This is a genomic window from Streptomyces sp. NPDC059957, assembly GCF_042730015.1.
In the GTDB taxonomy this organism is placed as follows: Bacteria; Actinomycetota; Actinomycetes; order Streptomycetales; family Streptomycetaceae; genus Streptomyces.
Genome location: NZ_JBHWMB010000022.1, coordinates 1 through 16,050 on the forward strand (window position 1 = coordinate 1; position 16,050 = coordinate 16,050).

19 protein-coding genes and 1 pseudogene are annotated in these 16,050 nt (G+C 69.8%); 12 read left to right on the forward strand and 8 right to left on the reverse strand.

The window, feature by feature from the left end:
- Positions 1-20: 20 nt before the first annotated feature.
- Positions 21-194, reverse strand: a complete 174-nt coding sequence (locus ACFWBW_RS16890) for a CsbD family protein (protein ID WP_385373110.1) — start codon at positions 192-194, stop codon at positions 21-23.
- A 187-nt stretch (positions 195-381) separates the two neighbouring features.
- Between ACFWBW_RS16890 and ACFWBW_RS16895 the strand changes: the two genes are divergently transcribed.
- The 3 genes from ACFWBW_RS16895 to ACFWBW_RS16905 all read left to right on the forward strand — a co-directional run bounded on the left by ACFWBW_RS16895 (position 382) and on the right by ACFWBW_RS16905 (position 2,610).
- A complete protein-coding gene (locus tag ACFWBW_RS16895) occupies positions 382-849 on the forward strand; it encodes an ATP-binding protein (RefSeq protein ID WP_385373112.1) in 468 nt (155 codons plus the stop codon).
- Between the two features lie 113 nt (positions 850-962).
- The gene (locus ACFWBW_RS16900) at positions 963-1,928 is read left to right on the forward strand and encodes an LLM class F420-dependent oxidoreductase (protein ID WP_385373114.1); all 966 of its coding nucleotides are present in this window, start codon (positions 963-965) and stop codon (positions 1,926-1,928) included.
- Positions 1,929-1,941: 13 nt separating this feature from the next.
- Positions 1,942-2,610, forward strand: coding sequence for an HAD family hydrolase (locus ACFWBW_RS16905; protein ID WP_385373116.1), 669 nt, complete (start codon positions 1,942-1,944; stop codon positions 2,608-2,610).
- A gap of 52 nt (positions 2,611-2,662) precedes the next feature.
- Here ACFWBW_RS16905 and ACFWBW_RS16910 read toward each other — a convergent pair whose 3' ends face one another.
- Both ACFWBW_RS16910 and ACFWBW_RS16915 read right to left on the reverse strand, forming a co-directional pair.
- On the reverse strand, positions 2,663-4,255 hold the full coding sequence (locus ACFWBW_RS16910; protein ID WP_385373118.1) for a phytoene desaturase family protein: 1,593 nt from the start codon (positions 4,253-4,255) through the stop codon (positions 2,663-2,665).
- A complete protein-coding gene (locus tag ACFWBW_RS16915; RefSeq protein ID WP_385373120.1) occupies positions 4,248-4,700 on the reverse strand; it encodes an SRPBCC family protein in 453 nt (150 codons plus the stop codon). Before ACFWBW_RS16915 ends, ACFWBW_RS16910 begins: the two co-directional genes overlap by 8 nt.
- A gap of 427 nt (positions 4,701-5,127) precedes the next feature.
- Here ACFWBW_RS16915 and ACFWBW_RS16920 point away from each other — a divergent pair, with 427 nt between their 5' ends.
- The 6 genes and pseudogenes from ACFWBW_RS16920 to ACFWBW_RS16945 all read left to right on the forward strand — a co-directional run bounded on the left by ACFWBW_RS16920 (position 5,128) and on the right by ACFWBW_RS16945 (position 12,336).
- Complete coding sequence (locus ACFWBW_RS16920) at positions 5,128-6,138, forward strand: DNA topoisomerase IB (RefSeq protein WP_385373122.1); 1,011 nt, start codon at positions 5,128-5,130, stop codon at positions 6,136-6,138.
- Positions 6,139-6,382: 244 nt separating this feature from the next.
- Positions 6,383-6,652: a GlsB/YeaQ/YmgE family stress response membrane protein gene (locus ACFWBW_RS16925; RefSeq protein WP_385373124.1), complete on the forward strand. Its 270-nt coding sequence runs from the start codon at positions 6,383-6,385 to the stop codon at positions 6,650-6,652.
- Positions 6,653-7,006: 354 nt separating this feature from the next.
- Positions 7,007-7,840 (forward strand): annotated as a pseudogene (locus ACFWBW_RS16930) (IS630 family transposase).
- Between the two features lie 614 nt (positions 7,841-8,454).
- The gene (gene tal, locus ACFWBW_RS16935) at positions 8,455-10,119 is read left to right on the forward strand and encodes a transaldolase (RefSeq protein WP_385373126.1); all 1,665 of its coding nucleotides are present in this window, start codon (positions 8,455-8,457) and stop codon (positions 10,117-10,119) included.
- A gap of 257 nt (positions 10,120-10,376) precedes the next feature.
- Positions 10,377-10,850, forward strand: a complete 474-nt coding sequence (locus ACFWBW_RS16940; RefSeq protein ID WP_385373129.1) for a hemerythrin domain-containing protein — start codon at positions 10,377-10,379, stop codon at positions 10,848-10,850.
- Between the two features lie 205 nt (positions 10,851-11,055).
- Positions 11,056-12,336, forward strand: coding sequence for a peptide ligase PGM1-related protein (locus tag ACFWBW_RS16945; protein WP_385373131.1), 1,281 nt, complete (start codon positions 11,056-11,058; stop codon positions 12,334-12,336).
- A 66-nt stretch (positions 12,337-12,402) separates the two neighbouring features.
- Here the strand turns inward: ACFWBW_RS16945 and ACFWBW_RS16950 are convergent, their stop codons facing one another.
- The 3 genes from ACFWBW_RS16950 to ACFWBW_RS16960 all read right to left on the reverse strand — a co-directional run bounded on the left by ACFWBW_RS16950 (position 12,403) and on the right by ACFWBW_RS16960 (position 14,113).
- Complete coding sequence (locus ACFWBW_RS16950; protein ID WP_385373133.1) at positions 12,403-12,771, reverse strand: PRC-barrel domain-containing protein; 369 nt, start codon at positions 12,769-12,771, stop codon at positions 12,403-12,405.
- A 320-nt stretch (positions 12,772-13,091) separates the two neighbouring features.
- Positions 13,092-13,253, reverse strand: a complete 162-nt coding sequence (locus tag ACFWBW_RS16955) for a hydrophobic protein (protein ID WP_385373135.1) — start codon at positions 13,251-13,253, stop codon at positions 13,092-13,094.
- A 278-nt stretch (positions 13,254-13,531) separates the two neighbouring features.
- Positions 13,532-14,113: a DUF2231 domain-containing protein gene (locus ACFWBW_RS16960; RefSeq protein ID WP_385373136.1), complete on the reverse strand. Its 582-nt coding sequence runs from the start codon at positions 14,111-14,113 to the stop codon at positions 13,532-13,534.
- 284 nt (positions 14,114-14,397) lie between these two features.
- Between ACFWBW_RS16960 and ACFWBW_RS16965 the strand changes: the two genes are divergently transcribed.
- From ACFWBW_RS16965 to ACFWBW_RS16975, 3 genes are read left to right on the forward strand one after another with little or no spacing between them, the layout of a single operon-like run.
- Positions 14,398-14,721 carry a phage holin family protein gene (locus tag ACFWBW_RS16965; protein WP_385373138.1) on the forward strand — a complete coding sequence of 108 codons (324 nt, stop codon included), beginning with the start codon at positions 14,398-14,400 and terminating at the stop codon, positions 14,719-14,721.
- Positions 14,718-15,197, forward strand: coding sequence for a DUF3618 domain-containing protein (locus tag ACFWBW_RS16970; protein WP_385373141.1), 480 nt, complete (start codon positions 14,718-14,720; stop codon positions 15,195-15,197). The genes ACFWBW_RS16965 and ACFWBW_RS16970 overlap by 4 nt, the downstream gene beginning before the upstream one ends.
- Positions 15,194-15,460, forward strand: a complete 267-nt coding sequence (locus ACFWBW_RS16975) for a DUF4235 domain-containing protein (protein ID WP_385373143.1) — start codon at positions 15,194-15,196, stop codon at positions 15,458-15,460. Before ACFWBW_RS16970 ends, ACFWBW_RS16975 begins: the two co-directional genes overlap by 4 nt.
- Before the next feature lie 192 nt (positions 15,461-15,652).
- Here the strand turns inward: ACFWBW_RS16975 and ACFWBW_RS16980 are convergent, their stop codons facing one another.
- Together ACFWBW_RS16980 and ACFWBW_RS16985 are read right to left on the reverse strand one after the other, a co-directional pair.
- Positions 15,653-15,817, reverse strand: coding sequence for a hypothetical protein (locus tag ACFWBW_RS16980; protein WP_385373145.1), 165 nt, complete (start codon positions 15,815-15,817; stop codon positions 15,653-15,655).
- A 42-nt stretch (positions 15,818-15,859) separates the two neighbouring features.
- The gene (locus tag ACFWBW_RS16985; protein ID WP_385373147.1) at positions 15,860-16,048 is read right to left on the reverse strand and encodes a DUF6479 family protein; all 189 of its coding nucleotides are present in this window, start codon (positions 16,046-16,048) and stop codon (positions 15,860-15,862) included.
- Positions 16,049-16,050: the final 2 nt, after the last annotated feature.

Below are 16,050 nucleotides of genomic sequence, written 5' to 3' on the forward strand. Positions count from 1 at the left end.
GCCCCGCCACGTGCACAAGGTCAGTGCTTGAAGACGTCCTTGACCTTCTCCTTGGCCTCGCGGGCATCGCCCTTGGCCTGCTCCGCACGGCCCTCGGCGGTCAGCCGCTCGTTGCCCGTCAGGCGCCCAGCGGTCTCCTTGAGCTTGCCCTTGGCCTGCTCGCCCTTCGCCTCGGTCTTCTGCTCACCAGACACAGCCGATCACTCCCTACTTACGCGGAAAAGTCTTACCGAACCCCGTATGGCCACGGGGCGCCCTCGTAAACACATCGGTCACACCGGGGGCGGTGGGATCTTCGTTTTGTGATCTCGCGTATGTCTCCCGTTTCGGGGTATCCGGCTGGCAGCAGCCGTGTGGCTTGCTCAGGATGAGGGTGGCGATATGCCTGCTGTGGTGCCCAAAGACGAGTTGCTGGTCGGCGGTCCGATCCTGTCGGCCATGGCCTTGGACGGCAGTGAACCGATCGCTGGGGCCAGGCGTGCTGCCAGTGGTTTCATGACCGAGGTGCAGGCCGTTCACGGGCTTCCGGTGTCGGACCGTGCGATGACCATGGTGGAGCTGGTCGTCAGCGAGTTGGTGACCAACGCCTACAAGTACGCGCCCGGGCCGTGTCTGCTGGAGTTGGAGGTACGCGCCGGTGTCGTGGAGATCAGCGTGTGGGATACCGCCGCGCAGCTACCCGCGGTGAGCGCGGCTGATCCGAGCCGGATCGGGCAGCACGGCTTGGAGATCGCGATGGCGGTCTGCCGCAGTTTCGAGGTGCGGCGCGAGCCCGTGGGCAAGCGAGTGAAGGTCACGATAGGGCTGGCCGACGACCCCGGCGGGGACCAGGCCGGACGCCTCTTCTGACGATGGTGGCCTGCTTCAGTGGCCGGTGGCGGGTCAAGCACCCCTGCCGGGCCAAAGGAAGACTTGTCCTCGCGGGAGGGTTTGTTCGGACCCGTGGCGGTTAGGCGCCGCGTATGGTGCGAATCGGGTACACGATGATGACCGAGCAGGCCGGGCCGCGCGAGCTGGTCTCGCACGTGGTGGGAGCGGAGCGGGCGGGGTTCGACTTCTCCGTCATCTCGGACCACTCGTTCCCCTGGCTGGAGTCGCAGGGGCACGCCCCGTACGCCTGGAGCGTTCTCGGAGCGGCGGCGCAGGCGACCTCCCGGATTCCGCTCATGACGTACGTGACCTGCCCGACTTTCCGCTACCACCCGGCGGTCGTCGCGCAGAAGGCGGCCACGATGCAGGCCCTGTCCCGGGGGCGGTTCCGGCTCGGGCTGGGCTCGGGCGAGAACCTGAACGAGCACATCGTCGGCGCCGGCTGGCCCGCCGCACACGTCCGCCTGGAGATGCTGGAGGAGGCGGTCGACATCATCCGGCGGATGTTCGCCGGCGGGGACGTGAGCCATCACGGCGCCCACTTCGACGTCGAGAACGCCAGGCTCTGGGACCTCCCCGACGAGCCGCCTCCGCTCGGGATCGCCGTCTCCGGCCCCCGCTCCTGCGAGCTCGCCGGCCGGTACGGCGACCTGGTGATCGCCACGGAACCGAAGCGGGATCTCCTGCAGCAGTTCGACGCCCACGGCGGCGCGGGCAAACCCCGCGTCGGCCAGCTCCCGGTCTGTTTCGACACCGACCGCGACGCGGCGGTGGCCCGCGCGCACGACCAGTTCCGATGGTCCCTCGGCGGCTGGAAGGTCAACACCGAACTTCCGGGCCCCGCCGGCTTCGAGCAGGCCTCGCAGCACATCCGGCCCGAGGACGTCGCCGAGGCCATCCCCTGCGGCGACGAGGTGGACGCCTTCGTCGAGGCGGTACGCCCGTACGCGGAAGCCGGATTCACCGAGGTCGCCCTCGTCCAGATCGGCGGCGACCGGCAGGAACCGTTCCTGGACTGGGCCGAGGCCAAGCTCCTGCCCGCGCTACGGAGTCTCTGAGGAGGCCGTGACCATGAACCGTGCCGCGCTCTTCGATGTCGACGGCACCCTCACCGACACCAATCACCTCCACGTCGTCTCGTGGTGGGAGGCGCTTCGCCAGAGCGGACACCAGGTGCCCATGCATGCTGTCCACCGGGCGATCGGCCTGCCCGGCGAAGACCTCCTCGACCACCTGCTGGGCGAGGACCCGGACCGCGCCGACGATGACCGGATGAGCGCTGCCCACGACACCCTCTACGCCACCTACTTCGACCGGCTCCTCGCCTTCGACAAGGCTGCGGAATTGCTCCGCGCTCTGTCGAGGGACGGATGGAAGGTCCTCCTCGTCACCTCGGCCAACGACCGGGAACTCAAGGCCCTTCGTGCGGCCATCGGAGCGGACGATGCCATTGCCGACACCGCGACCTCCGACGACGTCGAGCAGGGCAAGCCCGCACCCGACCCCGTCCGGCACGCCCTCGAACTGGCGAAGGTGCCGCCCGGCCGAGCCGTGTTCGTCGGTGACTCCGTTTGGGACATGAAGGCGGCCCACCGGGCCGGCGTAACCCCCGTGGGCCTGCTGTGCGGGGGGATTCCACGGGAGGACTTGGAAGGTGCCGGAGCGGTCGCCGTCTACGACGGCCCGGCCGATCTCCTGGCCGGCCTCGGTGACAGTCCGTACGCGCGGATACCCACCTGAACCACAGGGCCTCGTTGCCTGAATTGACAGGCAGCGAGGCGGACAAGGGCCGTCAGAGGCGCTGGGCGCGATGGAGCAGGCCGTGTGGGCCGCCACGGGACCGCAGAGCGGCCCGCGCGGCGTTCGCACCCGGCGCACCGTGGACTCCTCCGCCGGGGTGGGCGGCGGCGGAGGCCAGGTAGAGGTTCTTCACCGGGGTCTCGGGTCGTCCGGTTCCGGGGGTGGGTCGGAAGATCAGCTGTTGGTGGAGGGCGGTGGTGCCGTTGTTGATGGCGCCGCCCCGGAGGTTCTCGTTCATGGACTGGAGGGTGGTGGGGGAGAGGATGCGGCGGGCGCCGATCAGTGCGCGGAAGCCAGGCGCGAAGCGCTCCACCTGCGCCTCGATGCGGTCGGCCATGGCTTCCTGTTCGCGGGTGTCCCAAGTGCCGGTGATGCCGTCGGGGCCCGCGTCGGCGGTGATGTGCTGCGGCAGGTGGGTGTAGGCCCAGGCCGATTCGGTGCCCGCGGGTGAGCGGGTGGGGTCGGCGGTGGTCATCTGGCCGAAGAGGGCGAACGGCTGGTCGGGCACGTGTCCCATGGCGATCTGCGAGGCGAAGCGGGTGAGACCGTTCACGCCGTCGGCCACGTGGACGGTTCCCGCCCCGGCCGCGCGCGGTGCGCTCCAGGGCACGGTACCGGTCAGGGCCCAGTCGACCTTGAAGGTCGCGAAGTCCCACTGGAAGCGTTCCAGGTCCCGCAGAAGGCTGGAGGGCAGGTGTTCCTCGCCTACGAGGTCGCGGTAGAGCGCCGGCGCCGACGTGTCGGCGAGTACGGCCCGGCGCGCGTCGACGGTTTCCCCGCCCGCTGTCCTGACCCCGACGGCAGTGCCGCCCCGTACGACGACGGACGCGACGCGTTCCCCGCAGCGCAGGACGCCACCACGGCTCCGCAGTCGGCTCACGAGCGCATCGGTCAGGGCGCCGGCGCCGCCGACGGGGACGGGGAAGCCGTGGCTCTGGGCGAGCATCGACATCATCCAGCCGAAGCCGCCACTGCCCGCCGCCTCGGGGGCCAGGTCGGCGTGGAGGGCATTGCCCGCCAGCAGCAGCCGGCCTCCTTCCCCGGCGAACTCCTCCTCGCCCAGGCGGCGCACCGGCAGGGCCAGCTGCCGTGCCAGTCGCAGTCCTCCGGAGGCGCGGAGCTTCACGGCCACGCGGAGTCCGGACCGGACCGGCGGGAAGGGCGTGAACAGGGCCTGGACGAGGTCCGGCCCGATCCGGCTCCACGTCCGGTACATGTCCTGCCAGGACTCGCCGTCAGAGGGCGCGAACCGCGCGAGCCCCGCGCAGGTGTCCTGCACCCGGCGCTCCAGGACCGCGCACCGCCGATCCAGCAGGGGGTGGGCCAGTACGGAGGGGGCGTGGCTCCAGCGCAGGCCCTCCGCGGCGAGGTCGAGACGGGCCAGGACCGGGGAGGCGGCGGCGAGGGGATAGAAGGCGCTGAAGACGTCCGAGACGTAGTCCGGGTGCACCCCGCGATCGCTGCGCACGGCGCCTCCGGGCTCCTCCTGGGCTTCCAGAACCTCTACGGTCCATCCGGCGTCGACTAGCAGGTTCGCGGCGACGAGGCCGTTCGGCCCGGCCCCGATCACCACCGCGTCAGGCACGGAGCACCTCGGCCGGCTGCTGTTCCACGACCCTGGCCAGGCGGGCCAGCATGCCCCGGTGCCGGAGCTGAAGGGCCGCCTCGCTCACGGGGTTGTGCAGGGCCCCTCCCAGGCCGCGCAGGGGGTGCTCGTCGCAGACGATGAGGGTTTCCTCGCCCCAGGGCCTGAGCTCGAGGAAGATCCTTGCGGTGCCGACGGCCTTGAAGGACGCCTCCAGCTCCAGTTCCTTGCCGGGCTCCTGGTGGCGGACGGTGGTGATGCCCTCGACGGACCACGGCCCCAGCCGGACCGTGTACCGCAGCCGGGACCCCGGGGCGGGCCAGGTGTGGTCGAGCGGCGTGGACTCGGACGGGCCCACGACCCATTCGCCATAGAGGTTCGCGTCGGCGAGTACGGCCCACACCATATGCGGGGAACGCCGGATGAGTTGATGACGAACGGCCATGGGAACTCCTCCTACTGCCGGAACCACACGGACTGCCGGAACCACACGGACGGGGCTGCGCAGCGCCGGGCAGCACGCGTACGGGGCGAGGGCCCTCCCGGGCGGGCACCCTTAACGATCGGGAGCCAAGGACGTTCCTGAGCTCCCCCTCAGCGGATCCTCGTCGCAGACGTGATCCTCCCTCGCGATGTGCGTTGGCCCGGTCGTAGTGCGCGTACCCAGGTCAGGCCCCATCACGCGACCCAGGCCGGACGTTCTTGTCGCAGGTCCCTCCCCCCGACACCTACCGCCGCCCGAGGCGTCGAAGCTCTGTTCCGGGGACGAACGCGCGAGGAGCGGGGTGGGGGAGTGGGAACGAGCACCGCGGGTAAATGCCCGATATGCCCCACAAAGAGCCATGTGAGCCTTCGGACGGGCGGGGTGAGCCGTGAGGCTGCGTACGAGTCGCCCCGACCGACCCGGATGTACGCGCCTGCGCGCCGGGAGCGGGTTCCGGTACGTCGATCCCGAGGGGCGTCGCGTCACGGATGACGCGGAGCGGACCCGCATGAAGGCTCTGGTCATCCCTCCGGCTTGGCAGGATGTCTGGGTCTGCCCCTGGGGGAACGGGCATATCCAGGCGATGGGAACGGACGCCGCCGGGCGGCGTCAGTACCTCTATCACGAACGGTTCCGCGAGCTGCGTGAAGCGTCCAAGCACGATCACGTCCTGGAGGTGTCCGCGCGTCTGCCGTTCTTGCGCAAGGCCGTGGAGGAGGACCTACGCGGGCGGGGACTGGTGCGGGACCGTGTGCTCGCCTGCGTGGCGCGGCTGCTTGACCTCGGCTTCTTCCGGATCGGGGGCGCCGCGTACCGGCGCGACCATGAGGCGTACGGCCTGACCACACTGCTGCGGGAACACGCGCGCTGCGCACGGGGGCAGGTCCGCTTCGACTTCCCGGGCAAGTCGGCGCAGCAGCAGGTCCGGTCGATCGAGGACCCGGCCTCCTTCGCGGTGGTGCGTGCGCTTCTCCGGCGGGATGACCGCCCCCAGCTCTTCGTCTACCGGCAGGCGGGAACCTGGCGCGACGTACGCGCCGAGGACGTGAACGAATATCTGCGGGACAGGGCGGGCGCCGATCTCACCGCGAAAGACTTCCGCACATGGCACGCGACGGTTCTCGCCGCCGTGGCACTCGCCGTGTCCGAGGACATGGCCGGAGCTCCGCCCGCCCGTCGGCGGAGCGCGGAGGCGCGGGCGGTGCGTGAGGTGAGCCACTACCTGGGCAACACGCCGGCGGTCTGTCGCGCGTCCTACATCAACCCGCGCGTGGTGGAGCTGTTCGAGAACGGCGTCACGATCCGGCCCGCGCTCGATGCGCTCGGCGCGAGCGCCGCAGAGGGAGACCCTGCGACTCACGGCGCCGTCGAGGACGCAGTACGTCGGCTTCTCGGTTAGGGCCGTCGTGACCCATGGCATCGGTCACGGAGGGCTGCACCGTGTCCCGGTCGATCACGTAGCCGGCGCGTATCAAGCTCAGAGGCAGCCTGTACGACGACGCGATCCGCAGCCGGCAGCCGACGACGGGGCATTCGCACCCTGACTCCACGGAAATGATCAAGGGCGGGGAGCGTTTGGAAATCTCCAGACGGTGCAGACGCTCGTTAACACCAACTTTATCCCCCGAGGTAGGAGACGCATCATGGGCATTCTGGCCTGGATTCTCATAGGGCTGCTCGCGGGCATCATCGCCAAGGCGCTCATGCCGGGCAGGGACCCGGGCGGCATCATCATCACCATGCTCATCGGCATCGCCGGCGGCCTGCTCGGCGGCTGGCTCGGCAAGGTCATCTTCGGCGTCGACTCCATCGACGGCTTCTTCGACCTCTCCACATGGATCGCCGCCATCATCGGCTCCCTCATCCTCCTCGTCGTCTACCGGCTGGTCACCGGCAACAGGCGCCACTCCTGACCGACGCGCCCCCTCCGTCCGGAAACGGCTCCCCCTCCCCCGTGGGGGGAGCCTTTCCGCGGCTACGGGCACGGGAGCACGCCGGCCACCACCTCGTGACCTGCGGGACCGCAGCAGCCGCAAGAAGGACGGATCCACCGTGCGTACCGAGGTCTACCGGTTCGGCTACCTCGCCCCCGACGGCCGCTTCAGCCGCACCGAGGAAGTTGCCCACATGCTCGAAGGCGCCGACGCCGACGCGCCTGCAACACAAGTCCACTGGTGGGGAGCAGGCCTGACCGTGGTCGCTCATGGCCGAGGCGATTCCCCATGTCGGCCTAGTGAGCTGAGTCGGAGGTTCGTCGTTGGTTGGGTGTGAGTCGTCCTGGGCCAAAGATCCCGCCGTTGTCTGTGACCGATGGCCAGCGTGCCGTGCTCGAGGGTTGGGTGCGTCGTCGTTCAAGGGCTCAGGCGTTGGCGTTACGCTCCCGGATCGTTCTGGAGTCTGCTGAGGGGCACTCGATCGCGGAGGCGGGGCGCCGTCTGGGGATTGCTCCCGAGACGGTCCGTACCTGGCGGCGCCGGTTCCTCGACCGTGGACTGGAGGGCATGCACGACGAACCGCGACCCGGTGTGCCGCGGAAGATCACCGACGCGGATGTCGAGCGGGTGATCGTCAAGACGCTCGAGGAGACACCGAAGAACGCGACGCACTGGTCGACCAGGTCGATGGCCGCGGCGACCGGGATGTCACAGTCGCCCATCTCGCGGATCTGGAGGGCGTTCGCGCTGGCCCCGCACCGGTCCCAAACGTTCAAGCTGTCGACGGATCCGCTGTTCATCGACAAGGTCCGCGACGTCGTCGGTCTCTACCTCGACCCGCCGGAGAAGGCCTTGGTCCTCTGCGTGGACGAGAAGTCGCAGATCCAGGCCCTGGATCGGTCCCGCCGGTCCTGCCGATGATGCCCGGCGCTCCCGAACGCCGTAGCCACGACTACATCCGCGCCGGCACGGTGGTTCGCCGAGCTCACCCAGAAGAAGCTCAAGCGCGGCGTCCACCGCTCGGCCCAGGCCCTCGAACGTGACATCCGGGCCTGGCTCACCGACTGGAACGAGCACCCACGGCCCTTCATCTGGACGAAGACAGCCGACGAGATCCTCGACAAAGTCGCCGCCTACTGCCACCGAATCTCTGACTCAGGTCACTAGGGGGCTCGTCCCGCGGATCGTGGGCGCCGGTCAATGGTCCAGGGCGCTCGCTCCTTGCCGGGCACCGTCATCTCCTGGCTCAGAGCCGGTCACGAGCGGGGGTCGTTCCGCCCGCCGAGCCATGTGGGGCGCCGGTGGCCTGTGGTCGGGGACGCGGTGGTGGGATGGCTGTCACCGAGGGCTTGGGCGGTTTGCGCGCGTCGTCGACTCGGGGCATCACGCTCATGCAAAGGCTCGTGGCCGCGGGTGCTGCCTGTCGTGGCGTTCGCGAGACGGGTGTGTCAAGCCGAGTCATTGTGTTCTCCCGGGGGCCGAGCCGAAGGAGGTGTACCTCACGGATGTACACGGCCTGGTGCCGAGGCCTCGTCGCGCATCCGTGTCGAGCTGCCGTAGGTGTCCACCAAGTGCTCGCCGGCTCCGGTACTCCGCGCGCCGCGGCGGATCCGAAAGGGACGACCTGGCCCTGTGCGGGGCGGATCTGGGATTCGTAGCGTGAGGCAGGGGGCTGCGGGCAGACGCGGAGGAGCACGGTGTCGAGTGCCGCCGCAGACCAGTCCGCCCATCGCGCGCTGCGTCATCAGCGTGGGCGGCACCGCACCCTTCTGGAGGTTCGCATGTCTCGTTCCGCTGTCCCCGACCGGCTCGCCGCCCTGTCCGCCGCAGGGGTGTCGGTCTGGCTCGATGACCTGTCCCGTGAGCTTCTGGCCGGTGGCGGGCTGAAGGGGCTGATCGCGGAGAAGCACGTGGTGGGGGTGACGACGAACCCGACGATCTTCGCCTCCGCACTGTGCCAGGGAGACCGCTACACCGCGCAGCTTCGCCGCCTCGGCGGCGCGGGCACCAGCGTCGATGAGGCGGTCTTCGCTCTCACCACCGACGACGTGCGCGACGGATGCGACGTACTCGCTCCCGTCTTCGAACGCACCAGCGGGGTCGACGGGCGGGTGTCCATCGAGGTGGACCCGAGGTTGGCGCAGGATGCCGCCGCGAGCATTGAGCAGGCCCGCAGGCTGTGGGAGACGGTCGGGCGGCCGAACCTGTTTGTGAAGATCCCGGCCACCCGCAGGGGGCTGGAGGCGATCACTGCCGCCATCGCGGAGGGCATCAGCGTCAATGTCACGCTGATCTTCTCCCTGGACCGCTACCGCGAGGTGACGGACGCCTACCAGGCGGGACTGGAGCAGGCGCACGCCGCGGGGCGCAACCTGGCGGACATCCACTCGGTCGCCTCGTTCTTCGTCTCCCGCGTCGACACCGAGGTCGACCGGCGGCACGATGCCCTGGACACCCCCGAGGCCCGGGCGCTGCGGGGCAAGACCGCGATCGCCAACGCCCGCTTGGCGTTCCAGGCGTACGAACAGATGCTCCTGGAGCCTCGCTGGCAGGTCCTCGCCGCGGCCGGAGCACGCATGCAGCGCCCGCTGTGGGCGTCCACCGGGGTCAAGGACCCGACCTACCCCGACACGATGTACGTCAGCGAACTCGTCATCGCGGGCACCGTGAACACCATGCCGGGCGCCACCCTGGCCGCGTTCGCCGACCACGGCGCCCTTCCCGGACTCCCGCCGACGGCGGACGACTTCGCGGCCGCCGCTGCCCACTTCGTAGCGTTGGAGGAAGTCGGCGTTGACTTCGCGGACGTCACCGACACCCTGGAGCGCGAAGGACTGTCCACGTTCGAGGGCAGCTGGAAGGAGCTCGGGGCTTCGGTGGAGCGCGAGATGGGCTCCGAAGCCGTCCAGGCCGGTGACGGCGGCGGGAGGCGGGGCGGCGGTTCCGACCGTGCCGGCCTGCTGGGCATCTACCTCAACGACCACTATTGCGCCGCGGTCGGCGGACTGGAGCTGTTCCGCCGGGCCGCGAAGGCGCAGAAGGGCAAGGAGAGCGGCGAACTGCTGGCCGGTCTGGTCCGCCAGGTCGAGGAGGACCGTGACGCACTGGCGCGGATCATGTCCGACCTGCGGGTGCCCACCGACCATTCGAAGGTGGCCATGGGCTGGCTCGCGGAGAAGGCGGGCCGCCTCAAGCTCAACGGCCGTGTCCTCTCCCGCTCCCCGCTCAGCGATGTCGTGGAAGCCGAGGCGATGCTCTTGGCAGTCCACGGCAAGGCAGTCGGCTGGCGGGCCCTGCGCTCCCTGGCCGAAACGGACGACCGTCTCTCCGCCAAGGACCTGGACTCGCTGCTGGAGCGCGCCGACCAGCAGACCGGGCTCCTGGAGAGGATGCGTGTCACGGCAACGACCCGGGTACTGCAGCCCGAATCCCTGGGCTCGGCGTGAACTGATGGGACGGGGCCCGCGGCCGGGAGGCGGCCGGTCCCGGTTCCGTACGCGATCGGGCCCCGGGACGCCATGATCCCGGGGCCCGATCGCAGTGCAGCGGAAAGGGGTCGGGACGGCGCAGGCGTACGGCGTAGGCGTGTCACCAATCCGGGCCAATTGCCCCATGGGGATGAGCGCTACGTACGCGTTTCGGGTAAACGCCGTCGGGGTGGCCGACCGGGGCGCCCGGTACGGCGGAGCTCAGGAGGCACCCGATGGACGGGATCGTGCTGCTCAAGGAAGACCACAAGACGGTCGAGAAGCTGTTCAAGCAGTTCGAGAAGGCCGGCGAGGATGCGCACGCGGAGAAGCGGAAGATCGCCGACAAGGTGATCGACGAACTCACCACGCACACGTGGATCGAAGAGAAGATCTTCTACCCGGCCGCGCGGGAGGCCGCCCCCGATACCAAGGACCACGTCCTGGAGAGCATCGAGGAGCACCACGTCGTGCTGTGGATGCTCTCGGAGCTCAAGGACCTCGACGCGGCCGACGAGCGCTTCGACGCCAAGATGACCGTCCTCATCGAGAACGTGCGCCATCACGTCGAGGAGGAGGAGAAGGAGTGGTTCCCGGACGTCCGCAAGGCCATGGGCCGCAACCGGCTCACCGAACTCGGCGACCAGATGGAGAAGGCGAAGAAGAGGGCTCCCGGCGAGCCGCTCGCCGTCCCCAGCGCCAAGAGTTGACGGCACGCTCCGCGTTGTTGCCTTGTGCCACCTGTCGAACCTGCCTGCATGAGCGTCCAGACCATCGTGAGGGGCCAGAGGGTGAACAGGCGGGGGCGAACAGGCTGTGGTGGGGTTCAACGATGATCGGGAGTCCTGGCCGGACTTGCGGGCGGGTGGCCCCAGACCGACCGTGGGCGGGCGCGGTGACCAGAGGAGCAGAGCGGTGACCGAGACGGGCCCGATCGTCGTGTTCGCGAACTTCCTCTCGGACCTGGCGGTGGATCTCGACGAGGGCCAGATCCTGACGCAGTGGGCCCAGCAGGCTCCGCGGAAGGCGTGGTTGCTACGGCCGGGGGACGTCTTCGTCACCCCCGTGCCGCTGAGCCGGGAGTTCTTGCGGTACGTGTACGACCTGACCGGGGTGCCCCCGGAATCGGTGACGGTGATCGAGGTGCCGCCCGCCGGAGCCGTTCCGCTGGCGCGGGCGGTGCGCGAGGCCGGCCTCGTCGACCACGTCCGGGCCCTCGCCGGTGACCGGGGCGCGGCGCTGCTTCCGACCGCACTGGACGCGTCGGCGATCGCGTTCGCCCGTGACACCGGGCTCGCGGTCCACCCGTACCCCACGGTCGAGGCTGCCGAGACCGCCCTCAAGACGACCATGCTGCTCAACACGAAGGCGGGCTTTCGCGAGACGGCCGGACGACTGGGCATGCGGCTGCCCGCCGGGCGGATGTGCCGGCGCCCGGAAGCCGAAGGCGTGGCGCGCGAGCTCCTGCGCGACCACCACCGTGTCGTGGTGAAGCCCGACCGTTCGGCCGGAGGGCACGGAATGCGCTTCGTGGCCCGCGACGACCTGAGGGGCGGGGCGAGCCTGCCGCTCGATGCGGTCGGGGGGCCCGAGGGCCTGTGGGTGGTGGAGGAGTGCCTCGACGTGGCCGAATCGGTCAGCGTCCAGCTGGAGGTCACCGCCGCGGGGCCACGCGTGGTCTTCAGCGGTGCGATGCGTACGGTGAGGGGCTCCTTCACGGGGTACGTCTCCCCGCTGCCGCCGTCCTGCGCGCATGTGGCCGGCGAGCTGGAGGAGTGGGGGACGGCCCTGGGCCGCCATCTGGCCGCCCACGGTTACGCCGGGCCCTTCGGGCTCGACGCGCTGGTGGACACCGAAGGCGTCGCGTACGCGAGCGAGAGCAACATCCGCCGTACGGCCACCACCACACCCCACAGCATGGTGATGCGGCTGACCGACGGGTCGGCCAACCCGCACCCGGCGTGGGCGGTGTCCAAGGGCTGGACCCTGAGCCCCATGGGCTTCGACGAGGCGCTCGCCCGGCTGCGCGCTTCCCGCCTGGCGTTCGACCCGGAGCGGGGCGAGGGCGTGGTCCTCTACGCGGACGTGCCGCCCGACGGCCGTTCTTGGCGGTACGCGGTGATTGCCGGGAGCGCCGTCGACGTGAACGAGCAGGAAGCCGCCTTGGCCGAGGTCCTCGAGTTCGAGGGCGGCTGAGCGGACGACGCCGGTCCCGGCACCCAGGAAGGGTGCCGGGACCGACGTCGTCGTGCGGGGACGCGATCAGGCGGAACGGCCGCCGAAGGGGGCGCCGGTGCCGTAGTACGTGCCCAGCTCATCCCGGTACCCGGCGTCGCCGAGGTGCTTGTCCCGGTGGAACTCGGGGGCGTTCTTGATCTGTTCCTTGGTGCGGTCGACGAAGATCTTCTTGTCCTCGGGGTCGACTCGGACCACGGTGCTCGCCGGAAGCAGGACCTCCTTGCCGAAGATCCAGATGCCGGTGTCGACCACCAGGTAGGCGTCACCGACCTCGTCGGAGTGCTTGTCGACCTTGCCGATGCTGCCGTCGGTCGCCTCGACCTTGTAGCCGGTCAGATCGGTACCGGCCAGGTGGCCCGAGGTCGGCTGGTAACTCCACACATGCTCAGTCACGCGAAAACAACTCCTCCGGTCAACGGGGGAAGGCGGAAAGCGAATTCTCCGCCGATCCTCCTTGTTCCGTACGTCGTGCTCGGCGGTCGGCCTGCTTTCCGCCTGGTCTTCGCCTGCCCTGCCTTTTCGACTTCACGCACCCGGATCCACATCGGGGACCGGGGCGGCCGTCGATCATTGGAGGTGAGCAGGTCCCCTGCTGCGTCACGGCGACCGTCCCGGCTGTCGTCAGGATGCCCCCGATGTCCGCCTTCACTACTTCCGTGTTCGTGAGGGCCCGCCACCGCCATGCAGTGTCGGAACTGCGCTTTTTCGTACGGCTACCAGCGGTACCAGCGGCCACTACCGGTCTTGGGGCGGGCAACGAAACCGATCAGCCAAATGACCAGGACCGCGATGGCAACCCACCAGAGAATCTTCACCGCAAAGCCCGCGGCGAAGAGGATCAGAACCAGCAGAAGAACGAGAAGCAGGGGAACCATATGTATCAACCTCCGAAGCACCGCTTGCCCGACCACACCTGGGACATGCATTCGATTTCCATGTGTTTCCTGTCCTGAGCGCTGGGCAGAAGATCTTGCCCGTATTCCGCGGCAGCGCTTCGGCGAAGCCCTGTCGGGGCCGATGCGGCTCGAGTTCGGCGACGCGGTCCGGCTCCTGCGCGAGGCGGGCCACGAGGAGCAGGCCGCACGGGACACCGCAACGCGCACCTCCTGAGAGGAGCCCCGGCTCGGCGACGGCGCGCAGGGGCTGGGCTCCCTCATGTCGTCGCGTGTGCTCCGACTGCCTGTCGGTAGGCCACGTGCCCACCCAGCGCACCACTGACGGCCACGGCGGCCATCCCACCCCAAGCCCACAGTCGGCCCTTCGCCGAGCGGCCGCGGAGCCGCGCAGTCAGGGACGTGGTGTAGCAGGCCACTGCAGCCACGTTGGAGGCCGCGTGGGCCAGACCGACCCGGGCCTGCTCCGGCGGCAGATCCGCCCAGTCCGCCCAGCCGGCGACCGCTGCCGGGGCGACGCCGGCCAGGCCGACGGCGGTCAGGGTGGTCGTCGCGCGCTGCGCCCCGGGCACGAAGTCCAGTACCGAAGCCGACAGCCAGCAGCCGATGGGCACCTGCACGAGCACGGGGTGCAGGGGGTGGCCCAGCGGCCGGCCACGCAACAGATCGCGCACGCCGCCCAGGGGGAGCGAACGGATGCCCCGCTGCAGCAGCCTGATGGCCGGATCGGCCACCGTTGTCCGCTCGAGCCGGTCCAGGGTCTTCAGCCAGCATGCCGAGGCGCGGTCGAGGGCCGCGGTCTGCCCAGCCGTGGGCGAGGTGTCGAGGGTGCGCGAGTTCATACACGACGCCTACCCGCTGCCGCGCCGCGATCCCGCGCCGGCCCCGACTGCACCCGAACGACAGGCCCCCAACGGGGGAGTGCTGCTCACCAGGGCGCCGGCCTGATCCGGCCGGCCTCTGCCCGCTGCTGCGCCGACGCCCACAGAGCTCCGGCTCCTGGGGTGGGTGTTGAGGCGATGGCGGGGTAAGCGCGCCTCGACCGCGGCATGCACATCTCAACGAGAGGATCCGCGATGACGGCTCGCTCCGCAGACCGGCACCAGCCCGCCCAGGACTCTCGGCCATGAGCACGATGCAGCTGGCCCGCGCGGAGATGACGCAGAAGGGCAAGCGCTACGGGACGGGCGACGGTCTCTTCGCCGCGGCGGGCGTCCTGGGCCTCTTCGCCGTCCAGGCTCTGCTGGCCACGTGCATTGCCACCATCGCCGTGGTCCTGCCTGTGTGGGCGGCAGCCCTCGCCATCTCCGGCGTGCTCGCGGCGGTGGCCGCGGCGACTGCGTTGGTCGGGACGCGCCAGATCACACAGGTCGGCGCCCCGATTCCCGAACAGACCCTGGCCAGCGTCAAGGCCGACCTGGCCGAGGTCAAGGAGAGGGCACACCGGTGAATGACCACTCTCGATCCGCACCCGACACGCCCTCCGAGACGTTCACCCCCGCCGAGTTGAGCGAGAAGGTCGAGCGCACTCGCGACGAACTCGGACAGACCGTCGAGGCCCTGGCCGCCAAGGCCGACATCAAGGCCCGAACCAAGGAGAAGACCACAGCCATGAAGCACCAGACCGCCGAGAAGGCCTCCCTGATCGCCGACCAGATCCGCGAGAAGGCGGGGCAGGCCGCCCAGATGGTGCGGGACAAGACACCCGACCCCGTCCTGGACAAGACCGTCCAGGCCGCCGCCCAGGTGTGGGACAGCGCGAGCCGCGCCGGACAGTACGCGGCGGACAAAACCCCCGACCCGCTCTTGGAGAAGGCCGGCCTGGCCGCGACGGCTGCACGGGTGAACCGCACGCCGCTCCTGATCGGCGGCGCAGTGATCATCGTGCTCGTACTGGTGCGCCGTAGCCGCGCTCGCCGTCGGTGAAAGCTTCCAAGCTCGCCTACAAGCCCGTCGGACTGGCCCTGGGAGCGGCGAGCGGAATGCTCGCAGGCGCGGTGTTCAAGCAGGCGTGGAAGATCGTCGAAGGCAAGGGCGACGCCCCGGATGCCACGGACGAAGACCGTGCGTGGAAGCAGATCCTGCTCGCCGCGGCGATCCAGGGAGCGATCTTCGCCGTGGTCAAGGCCTCGGTCGACCGGTCGGGTGCCGTGGCCGTACGCCGTCTGACGGGCACGTGGCCGGGCTGATTCACCGCCGGTGCCGGCCCGCTGCCGTGGTCCCGCCCACGCCACCCTGACAGCCAGGCACCCCCGCTGACCGTATGGCCGCGAGGTGGTTGACCTGGTATCGGCCCGCCCGAGCCTGGGCGGGCCGATCGTCTGGCGGGTGCCAAGGGCGCCGGAACTCACGGTTCACGACGGTCAGAGAAGGCGCACGCATCAGTCGATCTGGCCCTGGGTGATGACCTGTATCTCGTTGGTCTCCTCGTTGCGCACCCGGTATACGGCGTGGGGCCCCTCGTCGCGGACTTCCTCTATCCGCCCCTTCTGCAGGTCCGGCCGCCCATCGTGATAGGCGATGCGGTCGTTCTCTGTGTGCAACATATTGCCCTCCGGTGAAGCATCGGGACTCGGATTGCATCCGGGTCACGGTCGGGGATATTCCTGGTTCTTTCGCTCGTCGGCATGCTCTTCCGGGGTCTGCCAAAAGTCCGCGCGGCGCTGCGCAGCGGGAGGCTGATCGGCCGGCGGTGACTCCCGGCGTCTGCGTCGGCTCCCGTACCAGAACGCGCCGATCAGAAGGACGACCAGGACCACTCCGTCGGGCTGCGACATCT